Here is a 22,192-nt window from a genome sequence, read left to right as displayed (position 1 = left end):
CGACGCCGCCCGCCCTGCCGCAGCCGCGGCGATCGACGGCTCAGCGCAGGCGGCGGATGTCGCCGAACGCCCGGTAGAACCCACCCCGGCTGGACTCGCGGACCTCGGTCACCAGATAGCGGGCGCCCGGCTCGCGAATCCCCTTGGGGAACTGCACGCTCCAGTCGCGCCGGTAGCCGTCGGACAGCACCTGGACCCGCAGCCGCCCCCGGTCGTCCAGGCACTGCACCACCACGCCCGCACCCGAGTCGCTCGTCACCTCGACGATCGTCGGCTCGACCGGCCGTGGTGCCTGGCGTGGGGCCTTGACGTCGCGGACCTCGGGGACGTCGCCGGCCTGGGCCGCCCGGATCGCCGGCTCACTCGCGTCGATGCAGGCCAGGTGGCCGGCGGTGGTGACGACGTAGAGCCGGTCGTCGTGGTACTGCATGGAGTATGCCGACCCGCAGCCGGTGCCGAGCTTCCACAGGCGGGTGCCCGCCGCGTCGAAGCAGTAGATCGAGGACTGGCTGTCACCGGCGAAGACGTAGCGGCCGCCCTCGGCTGTGGCGCAGGAGAACACCGGGGCGTCGCACCGGTAGCTGCGTTCGAATCGGCCAGCCTTGGACAGCCGCACCACCTCGCGGGTGCTGGTCCCGGCGAACACGCTGCCGTGCTCCTGCCAGCCGAAGAGCACCGAGCCGGTGCTGGTGTGCCACAGCTCGCGACCAGTGCGCCACTCGTAGCCGGTCACACCCTCGGAATGACCTTGGTAGACGGCATCGTTGTCGCACCGCACCATCCAGGCCGAGCCCCCGCGCCCGGGCCGACGCCACAGGAACTCGTCTTCGTGGTCGACAGCGGTGATCCCGCCGTTGGAATCCGACACGCCCAGGACGCCGTCGTGGATGTCCAGCCAGTAGATGTCGATTTCCGGGGCGATCGCGTACGCCACGCGGGGCATCTTGCCGGAGAGGTCGTAGACGTTGCCGTCGTCGCAGCCCGCGTAGACCCAGGCGTCGTCGGCGACGATGCACTTCACCCCGTCGGGAAGGCGGACCTGGCCGCGCACCCGGGCGTCGTGGTCGAGCGTGGTGATCACGCCGTGCTCGTTGCCAACCATGCAGTGCTGCCCGTCGACGAAGATGCCGAAGGCGGGGGCGCCGGAGTCGTAGCGCCAGAGCACCGGGGCGGTGCGGGCGGTGGAGCGGGTGCTGACGATCTGCCGTCGGGAGACGGTGCGCTTCTGGCGGACGCCGGGAACCGCCGGAGAGTATCCCTTGCGGACCTTCTCCCCGATCTTCTTCGCCGCAGCCGCTCGGGCCCGGGCGTTGTCCGGGTAGGCGCTGGCCTTGACCTGCCCCTGGTCGCCGATCCGGCCGTAGCGCACGGTCAGCGTGGCGTTGTCGACGATGACCTCGTAGAACTTGTGCGCACCGTCCACTTCGGACAGTTCGAGGTAGGTCGTCTCCTGGGACATGGGGGCCTCCGAGGGGATCAGCGAACGGCCTGAGCGGGCCGGCGCGGCGACAGTGCCCACACGCTAACCGCCACCACCGACACAATCGGCGGGCGCCCGGAGTACGCCGGGCACCCGCCGACACCGCGCCGGCCCGAGGGCGCTCAGCCCGTGGTGCAGGAGCGGATCTGCGGACGGGCGCCGCTGTTGCCGTTGGTCATCGTGGTGAAGCCGAAGGTGTTGCCGCTGCCGTTGGACCGCACGGTCATGACGGTGCCGCTGCTGTCCCACGTGGCGGAGCCGTTCCAGATGGTGGAGACCCGCTGCGGCGCGGTGAGGGCCACGACCACGGTCCACGTGCTGGCGCCGCTGACCATCACCGACGTGTTGTACCTGTCGCCCCAGACGTTCGTGGTCGTCGCCGTCGCGGTGCAGCCGCCGTTGCCCGGCGGCGGAGTCCCCGTGCCCGGGGGCGGGGTGCCGGTGCTGGGCGGCGGTGTCGTGCCGTCCGGGGCGACCGCCCGGCCGGTGGACGCCGAGATCATGCCGGGGCACAGGTTGCGGCTCGTGAGGTTGGCCATGATCTGCCCGATGGCGTCGCGGGTGTTCTGGATCCCGTCGTGCATGAGGATGACCTGACCGGCCTGGAGTCGGCTCGCGTTGGACACGATCTGGCTGACGCTCGCGCCGTTCCAGTCCTGCGAGTCCACGTCCCAGATCACCTGGCGCATGCCGAGTGACGACGCGACGGACTGGAGGGTGGAGTTGGTCTCCCCGTACGGTGGCCGGAACAACTGCGGCCGGACGCCGGTGGCCGACTGGATCGCCGAGTTGGTCTGGGACAGGTCGGACTGCATCTGCGACTGGTTCATCGAGGTCATGTGGGCGTGGTTCCAGCTGTGGTTGGCGACCCACATGCCGGCCGACACCTGCGCCTGTGCCGCGGCCCGGTTGTTCTGGACGTTCTGCCCGACGTTGAACATCGTGGCCCGTACGCCGTTGGTGCGCAGCACGTTGAGCAGTGCGCTGGTGCTGCCGGTGGGGCCGTCGTCGAAGGTGAGGCCGACGTAGCCGTTGCAGACGGCGGCGCTCGACGGGGCCGAGGTGGTGGCGAGGACGACGCCGCACATCGCGGCGGCGGTGGTGAGGGCGGCCAGCGCCGCGCGCAACCGCCTCGATCGCAGGGCCGTGCCGGGGGAGACCTTGCTCATCTGATGCCCCTTCTCGCGGGCCGGACGGGCTCTGGAACGCGGGCAGCACGGTCCGGACAGGTGTGGGTGAGTGGGGAGGCCAAACCGGAGTCGGTCGCATTGACCTCAATGGATCGGAGTATTGCAGCGAGATTTCCGATGCGTCAACAAGTTCCGGTAGTCCTCCGGAACACCGCAGCGCGCCCGTCCAGGGCTCGACCCGGTGCTCCAGGAGCCTGGACAGCCGGGCGCTGCGGTGGGTCGCTCACCTCAGTCGACGCGCCGACACCGGGCTCGATCCGGAAAACAGCCGGAAGTATCGGTGCGCCCGCCCCGGGTCCGGCGGGCCGCGATCGACTCGGTTTCCTGATGTCGCTGCGGCGCACCGGCTCGGACACCGCGACATCCTGCAAGCCGAGTCGACCGAGCGATAACGGCCGCGCGGTCGGCACCGTGCGCGTCGACCTCCGCCGCAGCCGCGGGCGTCGGCTCAATCCGTTCGTGCCGCGCCCAGTCGTAGCTGCCAGCGGGTGCCCTGGCTGGTGAGCCGGACGATGGCCAACGGCTCCACGTCCACCTGTCGGTACGTCCCGAGCGGCAGGTCGAGGGCGTGGACCACCGCGACCCGGATCACCAGCGGGTGGGTGACCGCGATGACCCGCCCCCCACGTGCGCGCTGCCCGTCCAGCCAGCGACCGACCCGGTGCCGTAGTGCCGCGACGGACTCGCCCCCGTGGGGTGCGGAATCCGGTGCGGACAGCCACTCGTGCAGCGCCTGCGGATGGTCGCCGGCGATCTCCTCGAATGCCCGCCCGGTCCAGTCGCCGTAGTCACAGTCGGCCAACGCCGCCTCGATGGTGGGCCGCAGGCCGAGGGCGGACGCGGTCTGGGTGGCCGCCGCAGCCGGGCTGGACAGGCAGGCGTCGTCGGCGCCGAGGTGCCCGCGCCGGTCGGCGCCGGCTCGCGCGAGGGCGGCCCGCAAACCGCCCTCGTCCAGGCCGTCGCCGGCCCCGCCGAAGCGGGCCCGGCGCAGGGCGACGGTGTGACCGTGGGCGACCAGCCGGAGGCTGGTGGCGGTCACGTGCTCGGCAGTGCGGTGGCGGCCCGGCGGCGCTGGTCGTGGTGCATCAGGGCGGCGAACAGCAGGCCGATCCCGGCCCAGAGCACCACCTGGGTGCCGAGCGAGGCCAGCCGGAAGTCCCACAGCAGGGTTGCCGGGAAGTCGGCCGGGACCTCCTGGAAGGAGGGCATCACCACATAGGACACCACGCTGACCAGCAGGAACCCGCCAGCGGCCGCGGCGGCGCGCTGCCACGCGGGCGCCTGGTCGCCGACCGCCCGGTAGCCGAGGGTGCCGGCCCACACCGCCACCAGGCCAAGCACCACCATCAGCAGGTAGGTGACGGTGCGCTGGTTGATGGTGGCCGGGTCGCCGACGGCCGGCGGGTTCGCCGGATACTTCAGGAACGGCACGATCACCGCGCCGAGCAGCGCCGCACCGGCCAGCAGCAGGCCCGACCGGCCGTCGTCGTAACTGCGCCGACGGCGGGACAGCAGCACGTACGCGGTGGCCAGCAGGCCACCCATCGCGGCGCCGAACAGGCCGGTGGCCAGGAACAGCCCCCCGCGCTGGCCGGTCCGGCTGACCAGGGCATCCTCGTGGTCGTGCCCGCCGGTCGCGGGCTCGGCGTGCGTCGCCGCCTCCTCGATGGCGATGGCCGCCTCGACCCGCGGTTCGCCGGCGACGTAGGCGAATGCCCCGGCGAGCAGGCCGGCGAGCAGGCCGGCGAGCAGCCCGCGGACGAGGACGGTGCGGAACGGGGGAGCGGTGGCGGACGTCAGTGGCACGGGACACCCAGCAGGTGCCGGCCGTCGTGCATCAGTTCGTGCAGGTACATCCCGCTGCGCGAGACGGCTCCCTGATCGAAGGCGACGAGGTAGGCCAGCAGGCTGAGCGCCACGACGGTCGCCAGGACCGTCCACAGCAGACGAGTGTTGCCAGCGGGATGCACCAACGGCTGGCTTGACGTGGAAGTAGACATATGACACGAACCTCCCCGGGGATGACGCGTCCCCATCGCAAGGCTGCGGACGACCGAGCGTCCTGGCTCGCGGCCCCGATGATGCTGGGACCGCTTACAGTGGCGCGACCGCGCCGGATTCACACCGGCTTCCCTCGCGTCGCCGCAGATAGTGGGTCGACGGTATCGGTGCCGCCGCAGGCGGTCAACCCGGCCGCGAGCGCGAAGCCGCCAAGTCACCATGGTGTGGGTATCGACAAGCGTGGATGTCAAAGATATGATGCTTGGTTGCGCCAAGGCACGCGCTCCGCAGCCCCATTGCCGGCTTGTTACGGCTAGCATGGTCGAACCGCCGGATCGGCTCCGTTGCGCCGAGCCGACCCGGACATCTGACCAATGAACGGGCGGGGTGAAGAGTACGTGAGCACGTCAGGGCATGTCCGATGACGACCAACGAGGCTGGGCAAGGCCAGGGCATCGTCGACGCGCACCATCATCTCTGGGTCCGGGCCCGGCACCCGCAGCCCTGGATCGATCCGCACACCATGGCCGCGATCGACCACGACTTCACCCCACTCGACCTCGCCCCGCTGGCCCGGGCCGCCGGAGTCACCCAGACCGTCGTGGTGCAGTCCGTCCCCGTCCGGACGGAGACGCCCGAGCTGCTGGGCATCGCGGCCGACGACCCCCTCATCGCCGGGGTCGTCGGCTGGGTCGACCTCACCGCCGACAACGTCGGTGACCGTCTCGCCCGGCTCCAGGCGGCGCGCGGCGGCGAGCGACTGGTGGGCATTCGCGACCTCGTCCAGTCCGAGCCCGACCCGGCGTACCTCGACCGCCCGGACATCCGGCGCGGCATCGCCGCGGTGGGCGCCGCCGGCCTGGCGTTCGACCTGCTGGTGCGCGACCACCAACTGCCGGCGGCCACCCGGCTCGTCCGTGACCTGCCCCAGATGCGGTTCGTCCTGGACCACCTCGGCAAGCCCTCGCTCGGGCGGGCCGGCCTCGGCGACTGGCCCCGCGACCTGCGGGCGCTCGCCGCCGAGCCCAACACGACGGCGAAGCTCTCCGGTCTGGTGACCGAGGTGGACGGCCCCTCGTGGACGACGGCCGACCTTCGGCCCGCCGTCGAGCACGCACTCGACGTGTTCGGTCCGGACCGGCTGATGTTCGGGTCGGACTGGCCCGTGAGTCTGCTCGCCTCCTCGTACCCACGCTGGGTCGAGGCCCTCACCGAGCTGCTGGGCCCGCTGGGCGACGATGAACGGGCGGCGATCTGGCGACGGACCGCCCGCCGGGCGTACCGGCTGGAGACGCCCTGACGCCTCGCGGCCGGACGGGTCCCAGCTCGGCCCCTGTCGATGGGCTGCGGGAAGTGCCCGTTTGATCGGACGTATGCCTCCACCGGATCAGGTAACGACGACAACATGGCCGTAAGACCTTGGCAACATGCGTCAATGCTGGCAAGGTAACGCCTGATCGAGGGAAACATCCGACCTATCCCGACGGGTGGCGCGGGCAAGCGGCCGCGCTCCCCGCCGGGCAGGCTGGGTGGCTGAGAGGTTCCTGGTGCGCCGGGTGTTCCCCCGTCGCCGCGCCGGGGCCACGCTTGGGAGGTCAGATCCGACGATGAGCACCGTCGAGGCATCCGCCGGCACGCAGCGCGGCGAACTCAGCGACTGGTTCCGCGAACGGATCTCCCACGCCGTTTCCGAGTTGACCGCGGCGACGGCGCTCGTCGTCCTGTTCATCGCGTTGACCTTCGCCAGCCCCTACTTCCTGACGGCCGACAACCTCTTCAACATCGGCGCGCAGACCGCGGTGATCGCCATCATCGCCACGGCGCAGACGATGGTCATCATCACGAAGGGCATCGACCTGTCCGTGGGGTCGGTCGCCGCGCTCGCCGGCGTCGTGGGAGCGATGGTCGTCCGCGACCTCGGCTTCTCGGTGTGGGCGGCGACGGCTGTCGCGATCGGCGTCGGCGCGTTGGCCGGTCTGCTGAACGGACTGCTGGTCACCGTGGCCCGGATCCCGCCGTTCATCGCGACACTGGGCACGATGTCCGTGGGTCGGGGCCTGGTCTTCATCATCACCGGCGCGGTCGGCGTCTACGGTCTGCCCCGCTCCTTCCAACTGCTCGGCAACGGGGAGATCCTCGGCATCCCGTTCGCCGTGTTGATCACCGTCCTCGTCGCGGTCGGGGTCGCCTTCCTGCTCTCCCAGACCCGCTTCGGTCAGTACACCTACGCGATGGGCTCCAACCTGGAGGCGGCCCGCCGCTCCGGCATCCGGGTGGGGCGTCACCTGACCGGGGTGTACGTGCTGGCCGGTGTGCTGGTCGGGTTGGGCGGCATGATCGCCGCGTCCCGGGTCAACTCCGGCCAGCCGAACTACGGGATCTCGTTGGAGCTCGATGTCATCGCCGCCGCGGTCATCGGCGGCGCGAGCCTGTTCGGTGGTCAGGGCCGGATCGTCGGGACCATCATCGGCGCGTTCCTCATCGCCCTGGTGCGTAACGGCGCTGTCCTGCTCGACATCAGCATCCACTACCAGCAGGTGATCGTCGGCCTGATCATCTGGGCCGCCGTCTACTTCGACCAGTACCGCCGTCGGCGGCTGGAATCACGGGGTTGACATGCCATTCCGAGAGTCCGAACGAGGAAGGACACACACCATGGCGCACACCACCACCAGTCGCCGGGCACGACGGCCCGTTCCCCGCGTACAGGCCGTTCTGGCCGCGGCCGCGGCGACCGCTCTGCTCAGTGCCTGCGGCGGGGTCGAGGTCCGCGACGGCGGCGACGGCGCGACGAAGGCGGCGAGCGGTCCGTTGAAGCTCGCCGTCGTGCCGAAGGCCGTCGGTGCCGACTACTGGAACACCGTGAAGGCGGGCGCGGAGTGCGCCGCGCAGCGCGCGGGGGACGTCACCGTCCAGTGGGACGGGGTGACCGCCGAGACCGATGTCGAGGGCCAGGTGAACCTCATCCAGAACTTCGTCACCAAGAAGGTCGACGGCATCGTCTACGCGGCGACCGACTCCAGTGCGCTGGCGCCCGCCACCGACAAGGCGCTCGCCGCGAACATCCCGGTCGCGATGATCGACTCCGGCACCAGCCCGCAGCCGTCGAACGTGCCGCTGTTCGCCACCGACAACCGCGCGTCGGCCACCGAGGCGGCGAAGTTGCTCGCCACCGAACTCGGCCCCGGCAACCACCAGGTGGCGCTCGTCGAGTTCCAGCCGGGGTCGCAGACCAACACCGAGCGGGTGGACGGCTTCAAGGCCGGCCTCGCCCAGTTTCCGAACCTGAAGCTGGTCGGCCAGCAGCCCAGCCGCAGTGACGTCAACGAGGCACGACGCGTCACCGAGAACATCCTCACGGCCAACCCCAACCTGGCCGGCGTCTTCGCCGCCAACGAGCCGAGCGTGCTCGGCGCCGCGCAGGCCATCCAGGCGGCCGGCAAGTCCGGCAAGGTGGTCATCATCGGGTGGGACGCCGCCCCGGACGAGATCGCCGGGGTGCGCAGCGGCCAGATCTCCGCGCTGGTCGTGCAGAACCCGTTCAAGATGGGCTACTTCGGCGTCGACAAGATGGTCAAGCACCTGCGGGACAAGGCGCCGCTGGCGTCGGCGGACACCGGCGTCACGTTCGTCACGAAGGAGAACATCGACTCCGCGGAGATCAAGGCGGTGCTCGAGCCGAGTTGCGCCAACCCTCCGGTGCAGTGATGGGCGCGACCCCGACGGCCACCGCCGACAGTGACAAGCAGCCGACCGCCGACGAAGCGCCGGTGCTCGAAGCCCGGGGCATCGTCAAGCGGTTCGGGCACGTCGAGGCGTTGCGCGGTGCCGACTTCACGGTCCATCGGGGTGAGGTCGTGGCGCTGATCGGCGACAACGGCGCCGGCAAGAGCACCCTGATCAAGACGCTGTCCGGTGTCCACCCGCCCGACGAGGGCGAGATCCGGGTGGGTGGTCGTACGGTCCAGTTCTCCACGCCGGTCGACGCCCGGCGCGCGGGGGTGGAGACCGTCTACCAGGATCTCGCCGTCGCCGACGACCTCAGCGTGGCCGCCAACCTGTACCTCGGTCGGGAGATCCTGCGTTCCGGGCCGCTCGGCCGGCTGGGGTTGCTCGACAAACGCGCCATGCGGCAGGGCGCCGCCGCGGCCCTGGACCAGTTGGGTGTGCGGATCCCCCGGGTCACCACCCCGATCGCGATGTTGTCCGGTGGGCAGCGCCAGTGCGTCGCGGTGGCCCGCGCCATCATCTGGGCGACGAGCGTGGTCATCCTCGACGAGCCCACCGCGGCGCTCGGTGTCGTGCAGACCGGGCGGGTGCTCGACGTCGTCCGGCGCGCCCGCGATGCCGGCATGTCGGTGGTGCTGGTGAGTCACAACATGCCGCAGGTGCTGGAGATCGCCGATCGGGTCGAGGTGCTGCGGCTCGGCCGTCGGGCGGCCCGGCTTCGTGCCGATGAGGTCACCACCGACGACCTGGTCGCGGCGATGACCGGCAGCACCGGCGCGGATCGGGACTAGGGAGTGTGTTTCGGAAGTGCTGGCTGGCCCAGCACTTCCGAAACACTCCGGGGCGGGTGCTCAGAACCGCGTCGGCTCGACGGTGGCGTCGGCGTCGTCGGGTTGCCCGTGCAGCGACTCCTCCACCCCGATCAGGTGGTTGGCCATGCGGATCCGCGCGCGTTCCGGGTCGCGTGCGACGAGGGCCTTGAGGATCGCGACGTGCTCGTCGTGGGTACGCCGGTCCGCGCCCTCCTCGTGCAGACTCCGCCAGAGCCGCCCGCGTAACGTGCGCCCGGCGAACGCCTCGATCAGGCCGACGAGCACCGGATTGTCGGCGTGCACCGCGATGATCCGGTGGAACGCGATGTCGATCTCCATGATCCGTTCGTGCTCCTGCGGAGACCGTCCGGCGATCCGGGCCGCCTCGTCGAGCAACTCCGCCGCCTGGGCGAGGGCCTCGTCGGTGATCCTGGTCGCCGCCAGGCGGGCGGCCTCGCACTCCAGCAGTCGTCGGACGATGTGGATGTGCCGGGTGTCGCCCTGGCCCTGGAAATCCACCACGAAGCCCATCGGGGCCAGCAGTTGCGGCGCGTCGAGGTTGGTGACGTAGGTGCCGTCACCCTGGCGGATGTTGACGATGCCGAGGATCGACAGGGCCGACATCCCCTCGCGTAGCGAGCCCCGCGAGACGCCGAGCGACTCGGCGAGATCCTTCTCGATGGGCAGACGGTCCCCGGGCTTGAAACGCCCTTCGAGGATCATCCGCTTGATGCCGTTCACCACCTCGTCGGTGCGCGACATGACACCCCCTAGCGGCCGGCGGGGGTGGCCGCCCCACCCGCGATCACGTACGGCTTCGGAGATGACACGGTAGTCGGGTCTGTCGCCGTCCAGTAGGTGCCGTCCGGGAACCGGTAGCGCTCGACCGACTCGGGGCGCATCCGGGTGGAGTAGCCGGGCTGGTGGGGCAGGACGTACCCGCTGCCCGTGCCGGTGTCCCGGATGACGCACGGGTCGGTGAAGTGCTCGTGCAGGTGGTCGACGAACTCGGTGACACGGTTGGTGAGGTCGCCCGAGATCGCGACGTAGTCGAGCACCGACACGTGCTGGACCATCTCGCACAGGCCGACACCGCCGGCGTGGGGGCACACGGGGATGTCGAACTTCGCGGCGAGCAGCAGCACGGCGACGATCTCGTTGATGCTGGCCAACCTGCCGGTGTCCAGTTGGCAGAAGTCGATGGCCCCGGCCTGGAACAGCTGCTTGAACATCACCCGGTTGTGGCAGTGTTCGCCGGTGGCGACGCCGATGGGCGCGACCGCGCGACGGATGGCGGCGTGGCCCAGGATGTCGTCGGGGCTGGTCGGCTCCTCGATCCACAGTGGCTCGAACCGCGCCAGGGCCGTGACCCACTCGATGGCCTGACCGACGTCCCACACCTGGTTGGCGTCGATCATCAGATTGCGGTCCGGGCCGAGGATCTCCCGGGCGATGCCGCAGCGGCGGATGTCGTCGTCGAGGTTGGCGCCCACCTTGAGCTTGACGTAGCCGTAGCCGGTGTCGACCGCCTCCTGGCACAGCCGGCGCAGCTTGTCGTCGCCGTAGCCGAGCCAGCCGGCCGAGGTGGTGTAGGCGGGGTAGCCGGTCCGGTCGAGCTCGGCGAGACGGGCGGCCTTGGTGCTCTCCTTGGCGCGCAGGATGGCCAGTGCCTCGTCCCGGGTCAGCGCGTCGGACAGGTAGCGCAGGTCCGCGATGTCGACGAGCTGCTCGGGGGACATGTCGACGAGCAGCCGCCACAGCGGCTTGTCGGCGACCCGGGCGACCAGGTCCCACGACGCGTTCAGCACGGCGGCCAGCGACAGGTGGACGACGCCCTTCTCCGGGCCGAGCCACCGCAGTTGGGAGTCGGAGGTGAGCAGGCGGTAGACCGCGCCCATGTCCGCCGCCATCGTCGCGACGTCCACGCCGACGAGGCGCTGTGCCTGATGGACCGCCGCCGCGACGACGATGTCGTTGCCGCGACCGATGGTGAAGGTCAGACCGTGGCCCGCGAGTGGCGCGCCCGTGCTGTCGACGCCGTCGGTGTGCAGGACGACGTAGGCCGCCGAGTAGTCGCCGTCCTTGTTCATGGCGTCGGAGCCGTCAGCGGTCAGGGAGGTGGGGAAGCGGACGTCCTCGATGGTGACGGCAGTGATCTGCGGCATGCGCTCCTCGCCCGGCTAGGCTAAAGATCAGATGATCTCTGCGAGTATACGGAGGGCTAATCCGGCACGTCAACGACGTCGATCACCTGTGAATCCAAGACATCCAATGTTTCGGTCCCGATGCGAATGCGTCAGCGCGCTGTCCTCCCGGTCGCCGCATCCGGCCCACGGGCCTCGGCAGCGGCTGCGGCGAGATTCGTGGCGCTGGTAGACACTCTGCGGCGCGACGGCACGTCGTCGTTCACGGACTGTTGATGTGCGCCCGGCGGGATTGGGATATTGCTGCGAGAAGTGGATAGTGCGCGCGGAAGATTGGATGTCCACTTCAGATTCTGACATTGATGGCCGGAAATAAATAGGGATCCTTACGTCTGGAGACTTAATACATCACACCTTTCCGCATGACGGCACCTGCTCGATGTCACGTCCGCGCGGGCGTGGGCTGCCGCCCGCCGGCCTGGTTCGGCGCGGGTCCGGGCGAGCCGGTGACGACCATCACCAGTCACGGCGCCGACACGCCCGGGACCGACATGTGGGGTGTGACAACCGCAGCGTCCCTATATATGGTGTCGAGCGCAGCTGGTTCGGCCGTTCATCCCGAGCGGTCGAGGCAAGAGGGAACCCGGTGGAAATCCGGGACTGTCCCGCAGCGGTGAGTGGGAACGACAGCCGTCATGAGCACTGGGCCACCAATCGGTCTGGGAAGCGACGGCCAGTAGGAGACCGGCGACCCGGTCGTGCCCGCGAGTCCGAAGACCTGCCAGCGCGCCGTGCACCCGCACCCGGGTGGGCGGCGGTCCGAGGCCGCGTGGGACGGCCGACGCCACCTGACCCGCGCCTGCCCGGCGTGGCGTCCGCCGGTGTCTGTCTCCACGCGTCCGAAGGCCATCAGGTCTCGAACTCGCGAGGAGTGAGTGGTGACAGTCACCGAGGTAGTCCCGGCAAGCGGCGACGCGGTCCTGCGGCGGACGCCGATGCAGGTCCGCAAGCGCAACGGCACCACCGAGTCCGTGGACGTCAACAAGATCGTCCGGGCGGTCGAGCGGTGGGCCGACGACCTGACCGACGTCGACCCGATGCGCGTCGCCACCCGCACGATCAGCGGGCTGTACGACGGCGCGACGACTGCCGAGCTGGACCGGCTGTCCATCCAGACCGCCGCCGAGATGATCGGTGAGGAGCCGCAGTACTCCCGCCTCGCGGCCCGGCTGCTGGCCGGCTACGTCGACAAGGAGGTGCGTCGGCAGGGCGTCACCTCGTTCAGCGCGGCGATCCGGGTCGGTCACGCCGAGGGCCTGATCGGGAACGACACCGCCGCGTTCGTCGCCGCGCACGCCGCGATGCTCGACGACGCCATCGACACCGACGGCGACCGGAGGTTCGAGTACTTCGGCCTGCGCACGGTGTACGACAGGTACCTGCTGCGCCACCCCACCAGCCGGCTGGTGCTGGAAACCCCGCAGTACTGGCTGCTGCGGGTGGCCTGCGGGCTGTCCCAGACGCCGGACGAGGCGGTCGGCTTCTACCGGCTGATGTCCAGCCTGGCCTATCTGCCCAGCTCACCGACGTTGTTCAACTCCGGCACCCGGCACACCCAGATGTCCTCCTGCTATCTGGTCGACTCTCCGCGCGACGAGTTGGACTCGATCTACCAGCGGTACGCCCAGGTCGCCAACCTGTCCAAGTTCGCCGGCGGCATCGGCATCGCGTACTCCCGGGTGCGGTCCCGGGGCGCGCTGATCCGCGGCACCAACGGGCAGTCCAACGGCATCGTGCCGTGGCTGCGCACGCTGGACGCGAGCGTCGCCGCGGTCAACCAGGGTGGCCGGCGCAAGGGCGCGGCCTGCGTCTACCTGGAGCCGTGGCACCCGGACGTCGAGGAGTTCCTGCAACTGCGGGACAACACCGGCGAGGACGCCCGCCGCACCCACAACCTGAACCTGGCCAACTGGGTCCCGGACGAGTTCATGCGCCGGGTCGAGGCCGACGAGATGTGGTCGCTGTTCGACCCGCACGAGGTGCCCGAGCTGCCCGACCTGTGGGGGGAACGGTTCGACGCCGCCTACCGGCAGGCCGAGGCGCAGGGTCGCCACGTGCGGCAGGTCCCGGCGCGGGAGCTGTACGGCAAGATGATGCGCACCCTCGCCCAGACCGGCAACGGGTGGATGACCTTCAAGGACGCCGCGAACCGGCTGTGCAACCAGACCGCCGAGGACGGCAACGTGGTGCACCTGTCCAACCTGTGCACCGAGATCATCGAGGTGTCCAGTGACGCCGAGACCGCCGTGTGCAACCTCGGCTCGGTGAACCTCGCCGCGCACCTCACCGACGGCGGCATCGACTGGGACCGGCTGCGCGCCACGGTTCGTACCGCGGTGACCTTCCTCGACCGGGTCATCGACATCAACTACTACCCGACCGCGCAGGCGGCGGCGAGCAACCCCCGCTGGCGGCCGGTCGGACTGGGGCTGATGGGCCTGCAGGACGTCTTCTTCGCGCTGCGACTGCCGTTCGACTCCCCGGCCGCCCGGGAGCTGTCCACCCGGATCAGCGAGGAGCTGTACCTGACCGCGCTGGAGACCTCCGCCGACCTGGCGCGCCGCTTCGGCGCGCACCCGGCGTACGCGCAGACCCGGGCCGCGCGGGGCCAGCTCCAACCCGACCTGTGGGGTGTCGAGGGTACGCAGACCGCGCGCTGGGCCGCCCTGCGGGAACGGGTCGCGGCGGACGGGCTGCGCAACTCGCTGCTGGTGGCGGTCGCCCCGACCGCGACCATCGCCTCGATCGCCGGGTGCTACGAGTGCATCGAGCCGCAGGTGTCCAACCTGTTCAAGCGCGAGACCCTGTCGGGGGAGTTCCTCCAGGTCAACACCGCCCTGGTCCGCGAGCTGAAGGCCCGCGGCCTGTGGACTGACCGGATCCGCTCGGCGATCAAGCGGGCGGAGGGGTCGGTGCAGGACATCGCGGAGTTGCCGGCCGGCGTCCGGGAGTTGTTCCGGACCGCGTGGGAGCTGCCGCAGCGGGCGCTTGTCGACCTGGCCGCCGCCCGCGCCCCGTTCATCGACCAGTCCCAATCGCTGAACCTGTTCCTGGCCGCGCCGACCATCGGCAAGCTCTCGTCGATGTACCTGTACGCCTGGAAGGTCGGGCTGAAGTCCACGTACTACCTGCGCTCGCGCCCCGCCACCCGGATCCAGCAGGCCACCGTCGCGGTGCTCGCCCCGGTGGCGGCCGACGCGGAGGCGCTGGCCTGCTCGCTGGAGAACCCCGAGTCGTGCGAGGCCTGCCAGTGACAGCCGCCGACACCGGCACAGTCGACGCCAGCACCACCGACGCCAGCACCACCGACACGGGCACCACCGACACGGGCACCACCGACACGAGGACCACGCACATGCTGCTCGACCCCGGGATGGACCTCACCCTCCGCCCGATGCGCTACCCGCACTTCTTCGACAGGTTCCGCGACGCGATCCGCAACACCTGGACGGTGGAGGAGGTCGACCTGCACGCCGACCTCGCCGACCTGGACAAGTTGTCGCCGGCCGAGCGGCACCTGGTCAGCCGGCTGGTGGCGTTCTTCGCCACCGGTGACACCATCGTCGCCAACAACCTGGTGCTCAACCTCTACCAGCACGTCAACAGCCCGGAGGGTCGCCTCTACCTGTCCCGGCAGTTGTTCGAGGAGGCCGTGCACGTCCAGTTCTACCTGAACCTGCTCGACACGTACGTGCCGGACGAGACCGAGCGGTTCGCCGCCTTCGCGGCCATCGAGAACATCCCCTCGATCCGCCGTAAGGCCGAGTTCTGCTTCCGCTGGATCGACTCGCTGAACAACCTGCGGGAGCTGCGGACCCGCGACGACCGGCGGACGTTCCTGCTCAACCTGATCTGCTTCGCCGCCTGCATCGAGGGATTGTTCTTCTACGGCGCCTTCGCGTACGTCTACTTCCTGCGCTCCCGCGGGCTGCTGCACGGCCTCGCCTCCGGCACCAACTGGGTGTTCCGCGACGAGTCCATGCACATGGCGTTCGCGTTCGACGTCGTCGACACCGCCCGCGCGGAGGAACCCGACCTGTTCGACGACGACCTCGCCGACCAGGTCCGGCAGATGCTCACCGAGGCCGTCGAGTGTGAGGTGCAGTTCGCCGAGGACCTGGTGGGCCAGGGGGTGCCCGGTCTGACGTTGAGCGACATGCGGGAGTACCTCCAGCACGTGGCCGACCGCCGCCTGGCCCAGCTCGGCCTCGCCCCGCACTACGGGTCGAGCAACCCGTTCGCCTTCATGGAGTTGCAGGACGTGCAGGAGCTGTCCAACTTCTTCGAGCGGCGCGTCTCGGCGTACCAGGTAGGGGTGGCCGGCACCGTCGCCTTCGACGACGACTTCTAGGGCGGACGGTCCACGCGTTCCGGTCTCTCCGATCATGGAGTTGTGGTGCCTGATTTGGTGTCGTGCAGGCACTTTGTCACCCACCACAACTCCATGATCGACGAGGCCTGTGGGGTTGGCGCGCTCAGCTCTGGGCTTCCGCGACGTAGACGCCTTTGCCTGGATGGCCCTCGACCAACTCCCGGTCTTTGCGGATCACCATGACCCGGCTGATGGTGGAGATGTGGCACGCCGTACTGATCGGCCAGCTCGCGGGTGGACGGCGGTCTCTCGCCCGGAGCAAGCTCACCCGACTTGATTTTTCCCGCGATCTCGTTGGCGATCCGCCAGTAGTCCACTCGCTCGGTCGGCATGGGTCGATCTCCGCAGGGTTCCCTGGTTTCGGCAAACTCCTGGGTCCTCGGCCGCACACTCACCTGGGGGAGCACGGCAGATGGTCGCTGCCCCCAGGTGCAGCCAACGTCGTGGACGCGGGAGGGTGCCGCCGTGCCGATCGATGAACCGGTAAGTCGGGCAGACGAACTGTTCGCCGCGATGCGGACGCTTGATGCGCACTGGACTCGGGCACTTGACCAGCCGTGGCGTTCAGGCGGCTGCCTCGAGTTCACGAGTCAGAGCGAATGCGGTCAGCTCGATTGGTCGTTGGGTGTCGTGGCGGACGCCGCATCGATCATGTTGCAGAAGTAACGATGGACGCTGAGCAGTGCGGCGAGTTCGACGACGATTGCTAGGCGGCGACCGATCCGGGGGCCTGGCGTCGCTTGGTGAGCCACCGCATCACGTGCAGCGGATGCGACGCCGGGTCCGGAATCGGGTGGAAGACGTGTTCGATCTCGCCGTCGGCGATGATCAGCGTCAACCGCTCGTAGAGCGTCATGTCGCCGGCGGTGCGGGTGGGCAGCCGTAGCGCGTCGGCCAGGGTCAGCCGCGGGTCGGGGATCAGCGGGTAGGGCAACCGCAGCCGGTGCACGAGTTCCCGCTGGTACCCGGTCGACTGCGCGGACAGGCCGTACACCCGGGCCGCGCCGGCCGCGCGGAGTTCCGCGTGGTGGTCGCGGAACCAGGCGGCCTGCTCGGTGCTGCCCCGGGCGCCGTGGACCTCCAGCAGCCCGTTGGGCAGGTCGACACCCGGCCGCCCGGTCAGGGGGTACACGAAGACGACGGTGCGCCCGGCACCGAGGGCGCCGAGATCGACCGGGCGGCCGTCGGTGCCGTAGAAGGACAGGGGTGGCAGGCTGGTCCCGACCAGTGCGGCGGGGTCGGCACCGACCGTGTCACCGCCGGGCACGACCTGGGTCGCGGCCGCGTCGAGTCGCGCGTCCAGGGCCTCCCGCTGGGCGGTCAACCGACCGATCCGCTCCTGGAGGTTGGTGATGGTGCTGCGGTAGGTGGCCACCGCCGCCGCGCACACGTCGGCCTCGTCGGCGCCACCGGCGATCGACTCGACGAACGGGCGGGTCTCCTCCACGGTGAGGCCGAGCGCCATCAACTCGCGGATCTGGGCCACCAGCCGCACCGCGATCGGGTCGTACTCCCGGTAGCCGTTGCCCAGTCTCCGGGGCACGACCAGCCCGGCCGACTCGTAGTACCGCAGCGCCCGGACCGTGGTCCCGGTCCGTCGTGCCAGCTCGCCCACCCGCATCCCGCGACCCTAAACCCGCACCCTGGGGTACGGGTCAACGTGTCCATCGTCGCGGTGCCACGGCCGCCGTTTCCTGCCAGTCTGGCTGCGAATAGGCGTCGTGAGCAGGGAGTGTGTGATGACGGCAATCAGCCGGGTACGCGGTCGGCAGATCCTCGACAGCCGGGGCAACCCGACCGTGGAGGCCGACGTGGTGCTCACCGACGGGTCGACCGGCCGGGCCGCCGTGCCGTCCGGGGCGTCGACGGGGGCGAACGAGGCGGTCGAGCTGCGCGACGGGGACCACACGCGTTTCCACGGCAGGGGCGTCACGACGGCGGTCGCCGCGGTGAACGGTGCGATCGCCGACGCGGTGCTCGGGCTCGACGCGGAGGACCAGGCGCTGATCGACGAGACGATGATCGCGCTCGACGGTTCGAAGGACAAGAGTCGACTGGGTGCCAACGCGATCCTCGCGGTGTCCCTGGCGGCGGCCAAGGCGGCGGCGTCGGCGCACCGGCAGCCGCTCTACCGCTACGTCGGTGGCGTCGGGGCCCGCCTGCTGCCGGTGCCGATGATGAACATCATCAACGGCGGCGCACACGCCGACAACCCGCTCGACTTCCAGGAGTTCATGATCGCCCCGGTCGGGGCGCGGACGTTCGCCGAGGCAGTCCGGATGGGCTCGGAGGTCTTCCACACCCTCCGCAGGTCCCTGGCGGCGGCCGGGCACAGCACCAACGTCGGTGACGAGGGCGGCTTCGCGCCGACCTTCACCGACGCCGACGAGGCGCTGCGTTTCGTGCTGAGCGCCATCGAGGACGCCGGGTACGAACCCGGCACCGACCTGACGATCTGTCTCGACCCGGCCAGCTCGGAGTTCTTCCGGGACGGCCGCTACGACTACGTCGGCGAGGGGCGTCAGCGCACCGTCGAGGAGCACATCGACTACCTGGTGGACCTCGTCGCCCGATACCCGATCAGTTCGATCGAGGACCCGATGGCCGAGGACGACTTCGCCGGCTGGAAGCGGCTGACCGCGTTGGCGGGGGAGCGGGTGCAGTTGGTCGGCGACGACGTCTTCTGCACCGACGTCGACCGGTTGCGCGATGGGATCGAGGGCGGTTACGCCAACGCGATCCTGGTCAAGGTCAACCAGATCGGCACGCTCACCGAAACCCTCGCCACTGTGGACGCCGCCCACAAGGCGGGCTACCGGGTGGTGCTGTCCCACCGTTCCGGCGAGACCGAGGACACCACGATCGCCGACCTGGCCGTGGGCGTCGGCTGCGGCCAGATCAAGACCGGCTCGCTGTCGCGCTCCGACCGCACGGCCAAGTACAACCAGCTCATCCGCATCGAGGAGGAGCTGGGCGACCGAGCCGTCTATGCTGGGCGCCGCTGAGAAGCCCCATCCGCCGCGATCTTGCACTTTCTGTCCCCACACGACGCACATTTGCCGGCGTTTCGGCGACCGAAACTGCAAGATCGGCGCGGGTGGGGGCGGGGCCTGATCTCTCGGAGGACAACTGCTGATGGTCGACATCACCGTGCGACCCATGACGGACGCCGACGCCGACCGGGTCCTGGCGATCTACCAGGTGGGCCTCGACGCCGGCAACGCCAGCTTCGAGGTCACCGCCCCCACCTGGGCGGCCTTCGACGCGGCACGGTTGACCGGGCACCGCTTCGTGGCCGTCGACCACGACGGCGTCGTCGGCTGGATCGCCGTCTCGCCGACCTCGACCCGCGCGGTCTACGCCGGCGTGGTGGAGCACTCCGTCTACGTGGACCCGGCCGCCCAGGGCCGTGGCGTCGCCCGCCTGCTGCTGGACGCACTGATCACCTCCACCGAGGCCGCCGGCATCTGGACCATCCAGTCCGGGATCTTCCCGGAGAACGCCGCCAGCCTCACGCTGCACCAGCGGGCCGGGTTCCGGGTGATCGGCGTACGCGAGCGGGTCGGCCGCCACCACGACCGTTGGCGTGACGTCGTCCTGCTCGAACGCCGCAGCCCGGTCGTCACCTGACGAGCCCACGCCGCGCCGACCGGGACCGGTTCGTCGGTCGGCGCACCCCCGGTCACTCGGCCGCGTACACCCTGCTGTCCCGGGTCGCCGATTCCGTGTGGACGGGCGCCGTCACCGTCGGCTGGCGCAGGCGACACACGTCCGCGCCGACGGGCGGGCGACGAGCCGGTCGGCGGGGATCGCTCGGGAGCACCGTTCGCAGCTGCCGTAGCTGCCGTCGTCGATCCGCCGCAGCGCGACGTCCAGCTCCGCCAGACGTCGGCGGGCCGCGTCCAGGACGGCGGTGAGCTGCGCGCGTTCGAAGGCGATCGTGCTGCCCTCGGGGTCGTGCTCGTCGTCGGCGTTCGACGCCCGAGACGCCTCGAAGAGGCTGCGCAGGTCACCGTCCAGTGCGGCGGCCTGCGCCTCGGTCTCCTGGCGCAGTCGCAGCAGTGCCTCGCGAACCGTGCCGGAGTCGCTGGTCATGGCCACTCACCGTACTGCGGAATGACCGTGATCACATCGCTGGCATTCCGAGACGACCGGTCATATCGTGGTGGTGTCAGCCAGCACCCGAGCGGAGGAGCGTCACGACATGCCACGACCCAAGTCGCCGGCCTCCGCCGGGACCAGGCAGCGGTTGTCCGACGCCGCGTTGGATCTGTTCCATCTGCGTGGCTACAACGGGACGAGCGTTCAGGACATCGTCGCCGCCGCCGGGGCGCCCAAGGGCACCTTCTACAACCACTTCGCCAGCAAGGAGGATCTCGCCCTCGACTCGGTGGCGAGATACTCGGCGGCGATGGGGCTGGAGATGCTGGACGAGAAGTGGGGCGGGACACCGCGCGAGCGGATCATCGGCCATCTCCGTTACATCACCGGCCTCGGCGACACCATGGGGGACCGCGGGTGTCTGCTCGGCAACTTCGCCAGTGAGATCCCGGCGCACAGCGACGTTCTGCGCACCGCCGTCGACGCCGGCTTCGGCCGCTGGGTCGCCGCGCTCGCCGTGACGATCGAGCAGGCGCGCGCTGCCGGTGAGGTGCACGGTGACGAGCCCGCCGGTGACCTGGCCGGCTTCATCGTCTCCAGCTACGAGGGCGCGGCGGCGCGGGCGAAGGCTTCCGGTGACCTGACCGCCCTCCACGAGTTCCTCGCGATCACCACGACGCGGATCCTCAGCTGATCCGCGTCGGTCCCCACCTGCGCTGATGCGCGCGTCAGGCCGCCTGCCGCAGTGCTTGCCAATTTCAAGACGACCGGTCGTACTTCTGCGCCCGGAGACCCAATCACCCACCCTGAGGAGTGCGACATGAGCACGTACCTGATCAACCACCTGCGTATCCCCGGCGGTGTGCCGACGGAGGAGTCCCTGCGTTACCTGGAGCAGGTGCAGGCCACCACCGAGCCGTACGGCGCCAAGTGGCTCGTCCTGGACGCCGAGGTGCAGGTCATCGAGGGCAGTTGGCCCGGCTCGGTCGTGCTGATCGAGTTCCCGGACGCGGAAACCGCCAGGACCTGGTACAACTCGCCCGAGTACCAGGCCATCCTGTCGCTGCGCGTCGATCACACCATCAACGACCTGATCCTGGTGGACTCCGTCGGCCCGGACTTCACGGTGGCCGGCTACGCGCGTCAGATCCGGACCCTGCTCGGCCAGTGACAACCGCGCGCTGACCTGCCGTCCGACGATCCCCGCGTACGCCACGGTGTACGCGGGGATCGGCTACCTGAAGTTGCGGGTGTGCAGGGCGGAGAGCGCGGCGGCCTCGTCGGGCCGTAAACCCGGCCGCGCGCCCGAGGGGAATACGGAGCGGGATGGTCGGATCACCGTCTGGTGCGGGTGCCGTCCCGGTGCGGCCGGCCGTGCCCGTCGTCCCGGTCGATCCGCAACTCGCGCTCCAACTCGGCGATGACCGCCCGCAGGTCGTCCAGCCGTTGGGTGAGCGCGATGCGGTCCACCTCGTCCGGTACGCCGTCGCCGTCCTCGTCGTAGTCGGGGGCCAGTCGTTCGGTCATCTCCAACCGGCGTGCCTCCTCCATCGAGTTGACGATGACGGCGATGAGGATGTTGAGCAGCAGGTTGACGGTGATGACCACGTAGCTGACGTAGTAGAGCAGCGTCCACGGTGAGATGGCCATGCCTTGCTCGATGAGGTCCGGCAGCGTCTCCAGCGACAGCAGTACGAACAGCGTCAGCAGCGACCTGCCGATGTCGCCGTACTCGTCCGGGTACCTGCTGCCGAAGATCAGCCAGCCGGCCATGCCGTAGACGTAGAGCGTCACCACGGCCAGGGCGAGGAACCCGGTCACGCCCGGCAGGCTGCGCCACAGCGCGGAGACGATGGTCCGCAGGCCCGGTGAGAACCGCACCAACCGGACCATCCGGGCGACCCGCACGACCCGCAGCAGTGCGGGGTCGCCGTGCAGGCCCGGTATGAAGATCGCCGCGATCACCACGAAGTCGAAGACGTTCCAGCCGTGCCGGAAGAAGTCCTGTGGACGCCTGCCGTACGCCGCCAGCCGGATGCCGATCTCGACGACGAAGACGGCCCGGAAGAACAGCTCCAGCCAGTGCAGTGCGGTGCCCGCCGGAGTCAGGTCGTCGTACGTCTCCAGGCCGAGGACGACCCCGTTGGCGAGGATGACCACCACGATGACGATCTCGAAGGGGCGCGACCCGGCGAGTCGGGCGCAGTGCGCGGCCCAACGGGATCGGTGCCGCTCGGGTGGGCCCGGCTCACGCCGCTGGGCGGGCACGGGGCTGGCGGGCATGCCCGCCAGCCTAGCCAAGA

The 22,192-nt window shown here is 70.0% G+C and carries 21 protein-coding genes and 2 riboswitches; of the genes, 11 read left to right on the top strand and 10 right to left on the bottom strand.

The features are described 5' to 3' along the window. Positions 1-40: 40 nt before the first annotated feature. From AB0B14_RS07660 to AB0B14_RS07640, 5 genes are all read right to left on the bottom strand, one after another. A complete protein-coding gene (locus tag AB0B14_RS07660; RefSeq protein ID WP_357076085.1) occupies positions 41-1,459 on the bottom strand; it encodes a PQQ-binding-like beta-propeller repeat protein in 1,419 nt (472 codons plus the stop codon). Between the two features lie 143 nt (positions 1,460-1,602). Further along, a complete protein-coding gene (locus AB0B14_RS07655) occupies positions 1,603-2,649 on the bottom strand; it encodes a polysaccharide deacetylase family protein (protein ID WP_357521867.1) in 1,047 nt (348 codons plus the stop codon). Positions 2,650-3,118: 469 nt separating this feature from the next. Next, positions 3,119-3,709: a histidine phosphatase family protein gene (locus AB0B14_RS07650; protein WP_357521865.1), complete on the bottom strand. Its 591-nt coding sequence runs from the start codon at positions 3,707-3,709 to the stop codon at positions 3,119-3,121. Beyond that, the gene (locus AB0B14_RS07645; protein ID WP_357521863.1) at positions 3,706-4,476 is read right to left on the bottom strand and encodes a CbtA family protein; all 771 of its coding nucleotides are present in this window, start codon (positions 4,474-4,476) and stop codon (positions 3,706-3,708) included. Before AB0B14_RS07645 ends, AB0B14_RS07650 begins: the two co-directional genes overlap by 4 nt. Further along, a complete protein-coding gene (locus AB0B14_RS07640; RefSeq protein ID WP_357076097.1) occupies positions 4,467-4,670 on the bottom strand; it encodes a CbtB domain-containing protein in 204 nt (67 codons plus the stop codon). The genes AB0B14_RS07645 and AB0B14_RS07640 overlap by 10 nt, the downstream gene beginning before the upstream one ends. A gap of 57 nt (positions 4,671-4,727) precedes the next feature. Continuing rightward, positions 4,728-4,803, bottom strand: a riboswitch (cobalamin riboswitch). A 289-nt stretch (positions 4,804-5,092) separates the two neighbouring features. Here AB0B14_RS07640 and AB0B14_RS07635 point away from each other — a divergent pair. The 4 genes from AB0B14_RS07635 to AB0B14_RS07620 all read left to right on the top strand — a co-directional run bounded on the left by AB0B14_RS07635 (position 5,093) and on the right by AB0B14_RS07620 (position 9,191). Then, positions 5,093-5,971: an amidohydrolase family protein gene (locus AB0B14_RS07635; RefSeq protein ID WP_357521861.1), complete on the top strand. Its 879-nt coding sequence runs from the start codon at positions 5,093-5,095 to the stop codon at positions 5,969-5,971. 307 nt (positions 5,972-6,278) lie between these two features. After that, the gene (locus tag AB0B14_RS07630; protein ID WP_357076103.1) at positions 6,279-7,286 is read left to right on the top strand and encodes an ABC transporter permease; all 1,008 of its coding nucleotides are present in this window, start codon (positions 6,279-6,281) and stop codon (positions 7,284-7,286) included. Positions 7,287-7,326: 40 nt separating this feature from the next. Then, positions 7,327-8,379, top strand: a complete 1,053-nt coding sequence (locus tag AB0B14_RS07625) for an ABC transporter substrate-binding protein (protein ID WP_357076107.1) — start codon at positions 7,327-7,329, stop codon at positions 8,377-8,379. After that, positions 8,379-9,191, top strand: coding sequence for an ATP-binding cassette domain-containing protein (locus tag AB0B14_RS07620; RefSeq protein WP_357076110.1), 813 nt, complete (start codon positions 8,379-8,381; stop codon positions 9,189-9,191). The genes AB0B14_RS07625 and AB0B14_RS07620 overlap by 1 nt, the downstream gene beginning before the upstream one ends. A gap of 60 nt (positions 9,192-9,251) precedes the next feature. Here the strand turns inward: AB0B14_RS07620 and AB0B14_RS07615 are convergent, their stop codons facing one another. Together AB0B14_RS07615 and AB0B14_RS07610 are read right to left on the bottom strand one after the other, a co-directional pair. Continuing rightward, positions 9,252-9,974, bottom strand: coding sequence for a FadR/GntR family transcriptional regulator (locus AB0B14_RS07615; protein WP_357076112.1), 723 nt, complete (start codon positions 9,972-9,974; stop codon positions 9,252-9,254). 8 nt (positions 9,975-9,982) lie between these two features. Further along, positions 9,983-11,377, bottom strand: coding sequence for an enolase C-terminal domain-like protein (locus AB0B14_RS07610; protein WP_357076114.1), 1,395 nt, complete (start codon positions 11,375-11,377; stop codon positions 9,983-9,985). Positions 11,378-11,940: 563 nt separating this feature from the next. Next, a riboswitch (cobalamin riboswitch) is annotated at positions 11,941-12,157 on the top strand. 194 nt (positions 12,158-12,351) lie between these two features. Between AB0B14_RS07610 and AB0B14_RS07605 the strand changes: the two genes are divergently transcribed. The 3 genes from AB0B14_RS07605 (at position 12,352) to AB0B14_RS07595 (ending at position 16,454) form a co-directional block, all read left to right on the top strand. Then, positions 12,352-14,670: a ribonucleoside-diphosphate reductase subunit alpha gene (locus tag AB0B14_RS07605; RefSeq protein WP_357521917.1), complete on the top strand. Its 2,319-nt coding sequence runs from the start codon at positions 12,352-12,354 to the stop codon at positions 14,668-14,670. Positions 14,671-14,771: 101 nt separating this feature from the next. After that, the gene (locus AB0B14_RS07600; RefSeq protein WP_357076298.1) at positions 14,772-15,767 is read left to right on the top strand and encodes a ribonucleotide-diphosphate reductase subunit beta; all 996 of its coding nucleotides are present in this window, start codon (positions 14,772-14,774) and stop codon (positions 15,765-15,767) included. A gap of 486 nt (positions 15,768-16,253) precedes the next feature. Further along, positions 16,254-16,454, top strand: a complete 201-nt coding sequence (locus AB0B14_RS07595; protein WP_357521859.1) for a hypothetical protein — start codon at positions 16,254-16,256, stop codon at positions 16,452-16,454. A gap of 40 nt (positions 16,455-16,494) precedes the next feature. Here the strand turns inward: AB0B14_RS07595 and AB0B14_RS07590 are convergent, their stop codons facing one another. Further along, positions 16,495-17,409 carry a MerR family transcriptional regulator gene (locus AB0B14_RS07590; RefSeq protein WP_357076117.1) on the bottom strand — a complete coding sequence of 305 codons (915 nt, stop codon included), beginning with the start codon at positions 17,407-17,409 and terminating at the stop codon, positions 16,495-16,497. Positions 17,410-17,527: 118 nt separating this feature from the next. Here AB0B14_RS07590 and eno point away from each other — a divergent pair, with 118 nt between their 5' ends. Together eno and AB0B14_RS07580 are read left to right on the top strand one after the other, a co-directional pair. Then, positions 17,528-18,793 (top strand): phosphopyruvate hydratase, encoded by a 1,266-nt coding sequence (eno, locus tag AB0B14_RS07585; RefSeq protein ID WP_357521857.1) that lies wholly within the window; start codon positions 17,528-17,530, stop codon positions 18,791-18,793. Between the two features lie 130 nt (positions 18,794-18,923). Continuing rightward, positions 18,924-19,418 (top strand): N-acetyltransferase family protein, encoded by a 495-nt coding sequence (locus AB0B14_RS07580; RefSeq protein ID WP_357521855.1) that lies wholly within the window; start codon positions 18,924-18,926, stop codon positions 19,416-19,418. Between the two features lie 111 nt (positions 19,419-19,529). Here the strand turns inward: AB0B14_RS07580 and AB0B14_RS07575 are convergent, their stop codons facing one another. Continuing rightward, positions 19,530-19,883 carry a TraR/DksA family transcriptional regulator gene (locus AB0B14_RS07575; protein WP_357521853.1) on the bottom strand — a complete coding sequence of 118 codons (354 nt, stop codon included), beginning with the start codon at positions 19,881-19,883 and terminating at the stop codon, positions 19,530-19,532. A gap of 109 nt (positions 19,884-19,992) precedes the next feature. Here AB0B14_RS07575 and AB0B14_RS07570 point away from each other — a divergent pair, with 109 nt between their 5' ends. Then, a complete protein-coding gene (locus AB0B14_RS07570; protein WP_357521851.1) occupies positions 19,993-20,583 on the top strand; it encodes a TetR/AcrR family transcriptional regulator in 591 nt (196 codons plus the stop codon). A gap of 126 nt (positions 20,584-20,709) precedes the next feature. Further along, positions 20,710-21,060 carry a DUF1330 domain-containing protein gene (locus AB0B14_RS07565; RefSeq protein ID WP_357076132.1) on the top strand — a complete coding sequence of 117 codons (351 nt, stop codon included), beginning with the start codon at positions 20,710-20,712 and terminating at the stop codon, positions 21,058-21,060. 164 nt (positions 21,061-21,224) lie between these two features. On the opposite strand, the gene AB0B14_RS07560 is transcribed toward AB0B14_RS07565, so the two are convergent. Next, positions 21,225-22,172 (bottom strand): ion transporter, encoded by a 948-nt coding sequence (locus AB0B14_RS07560; RefSeq protein ID WP_357076135.1) that lies wholly within the window; start codon positions 22,170-22,172, stop codon positions 21,225-21,227. Positions 22,173-22,192: the final 20 nt, after the last annotated feature.

The sequence above is a fragment of the Micromonospora sp. NPDC049171 genome, assembly GCF_040648275.1.
GTDB lineage: Bacteria > Actinomycetota > Actinomycetes > Mycobacteriales > Micromonosporaceae > Micromonospora.
Note: the sequence above shows the minus strand (reverse complement) of the source record. Positions and strands in the feature narration are given on the sequence as shown.

Coding starts and splice junctions, on each gene's coding strand:
- AB0B14_RS07640 (WP_357076097.1), bottom strand. CDS start 4,670: ATGTCTACTTCCACGTCAAGCCAGCCGTTGGTGCATCCCGCTGGCAAC.
- AB0B14_RS07605 (WP_357521917.1), top strand. CDS start 12,352: ATGCAGGTCCGCAAGCGCAACGGCACCACCGAGTCCGTGGACGTCAAC.
- AB0B14_RS07565 (WP_357076132.1), top strand. CDS start 20,710: ATGAGCACGTACCTGATCAACCACCTGCGTATCCCCGGCGGTGTGCCG.
- AB0B14_RS07580 (WP_357521855.1), top strand. CDS start 18,924: ATGGTCGACATCACCGTGCGACCCATGACGGACGCCGACGCCGACCGG.
- AB0B14_RS07660 (WP_357076085.1), bottom strand. CDS start 1,459: ATGTCCCAGGAGACGACCTACCTCGAACTGTCCGAAGTGGACGGTGCG.
- AB0B14_RS07620 (WP_357076110.1), top strand. CDS start 8,379: ATGGGCGCGACCCCGACGGCCACCGCCGACAGTGACAAGCAGCCGACC.
- AB0B14_RS07630 (WP_357076103.1), top strand. CDS start 6,279: ATGAGCACCGTCGAGGCATCCGCCGGCACGCAGCGCGGCGAACTCAGC.
- AB0B14_RS07570 (WP_357521851.1), top strand. CDS start 19,993: ATGCCACGACCCAAGTCGCCGGCCTCCGCCGGGACCAGGCAGCGGTTG.
- AB0B14_RS07615 (WP_357076112.1), bottom strand. CDS start 9,974: ATGTCGCGCACCGACGAGGTGGTGAACGGCATCAAGCGGATGATCCTC.
- AB0B14_RS07600 (WP_357076298.1), top strand. CDS start 14,772: ATGCTGCTCGACCCCGGGATGGACCTCACCCTCCGCCCGATGCGCTAC.
- AB0B14_RS07610 (WP_357076114.1), bottom strand. CDS start 11,377: ATGCCGCAGATCACTGCCGTCACCATCGAGGACGTCCGCTTCCCCACC.
- AB0B14_RS07575 (WP_357521853.1), bottom strand. CDS start 19,883: ATGACCAGCGACTCCGGCACGGTTCGCGAGGCACTGCTGCGACTGCGC.
- AB0B14_RS07625 (WP_357076107.1), top strand. CDS start 7,327: ATGGCGCACACCACCACCAGTCGCCGGGCACGACGGCCCGTTCCCCGC.
- AB0B14_RS07655 (WP_357521867.1), bottom strand. CDS start 2,649: ATGAGCAAGGTCTCCCCCGGCACGGCCCTGCGATCGAGGCGGTTGCGC.
- eno (WP_357521857.1), top strand. CDS start 17,528: ATGACGGCAATCAGCCGGGTACGCGGTCGGCAGATCCTCGACAGCCGG.
- AB0B14_RS07560 (WP_357076135.1), bottom strand. CDS start 22,172: ATGCCCGCCAGCCCCGTGCCCGCCCAGCGGCGTGAGCCGGGCCCACCC.
- AB0B14_RS07590 (WP_357076117.1), bottom strand. CDS start 17,409: ATGCGGGTGGGCGAGCTGGCACGACGGACCGGGACCACGGTCCGGGCG.
- AB0B14_RS07635 (WP_357521861.1), top strand. CDS start 5,093: ATGACGACCAACGAGGCTGGGCAAGGCCAGGGCATCGTCGACGCGCAC.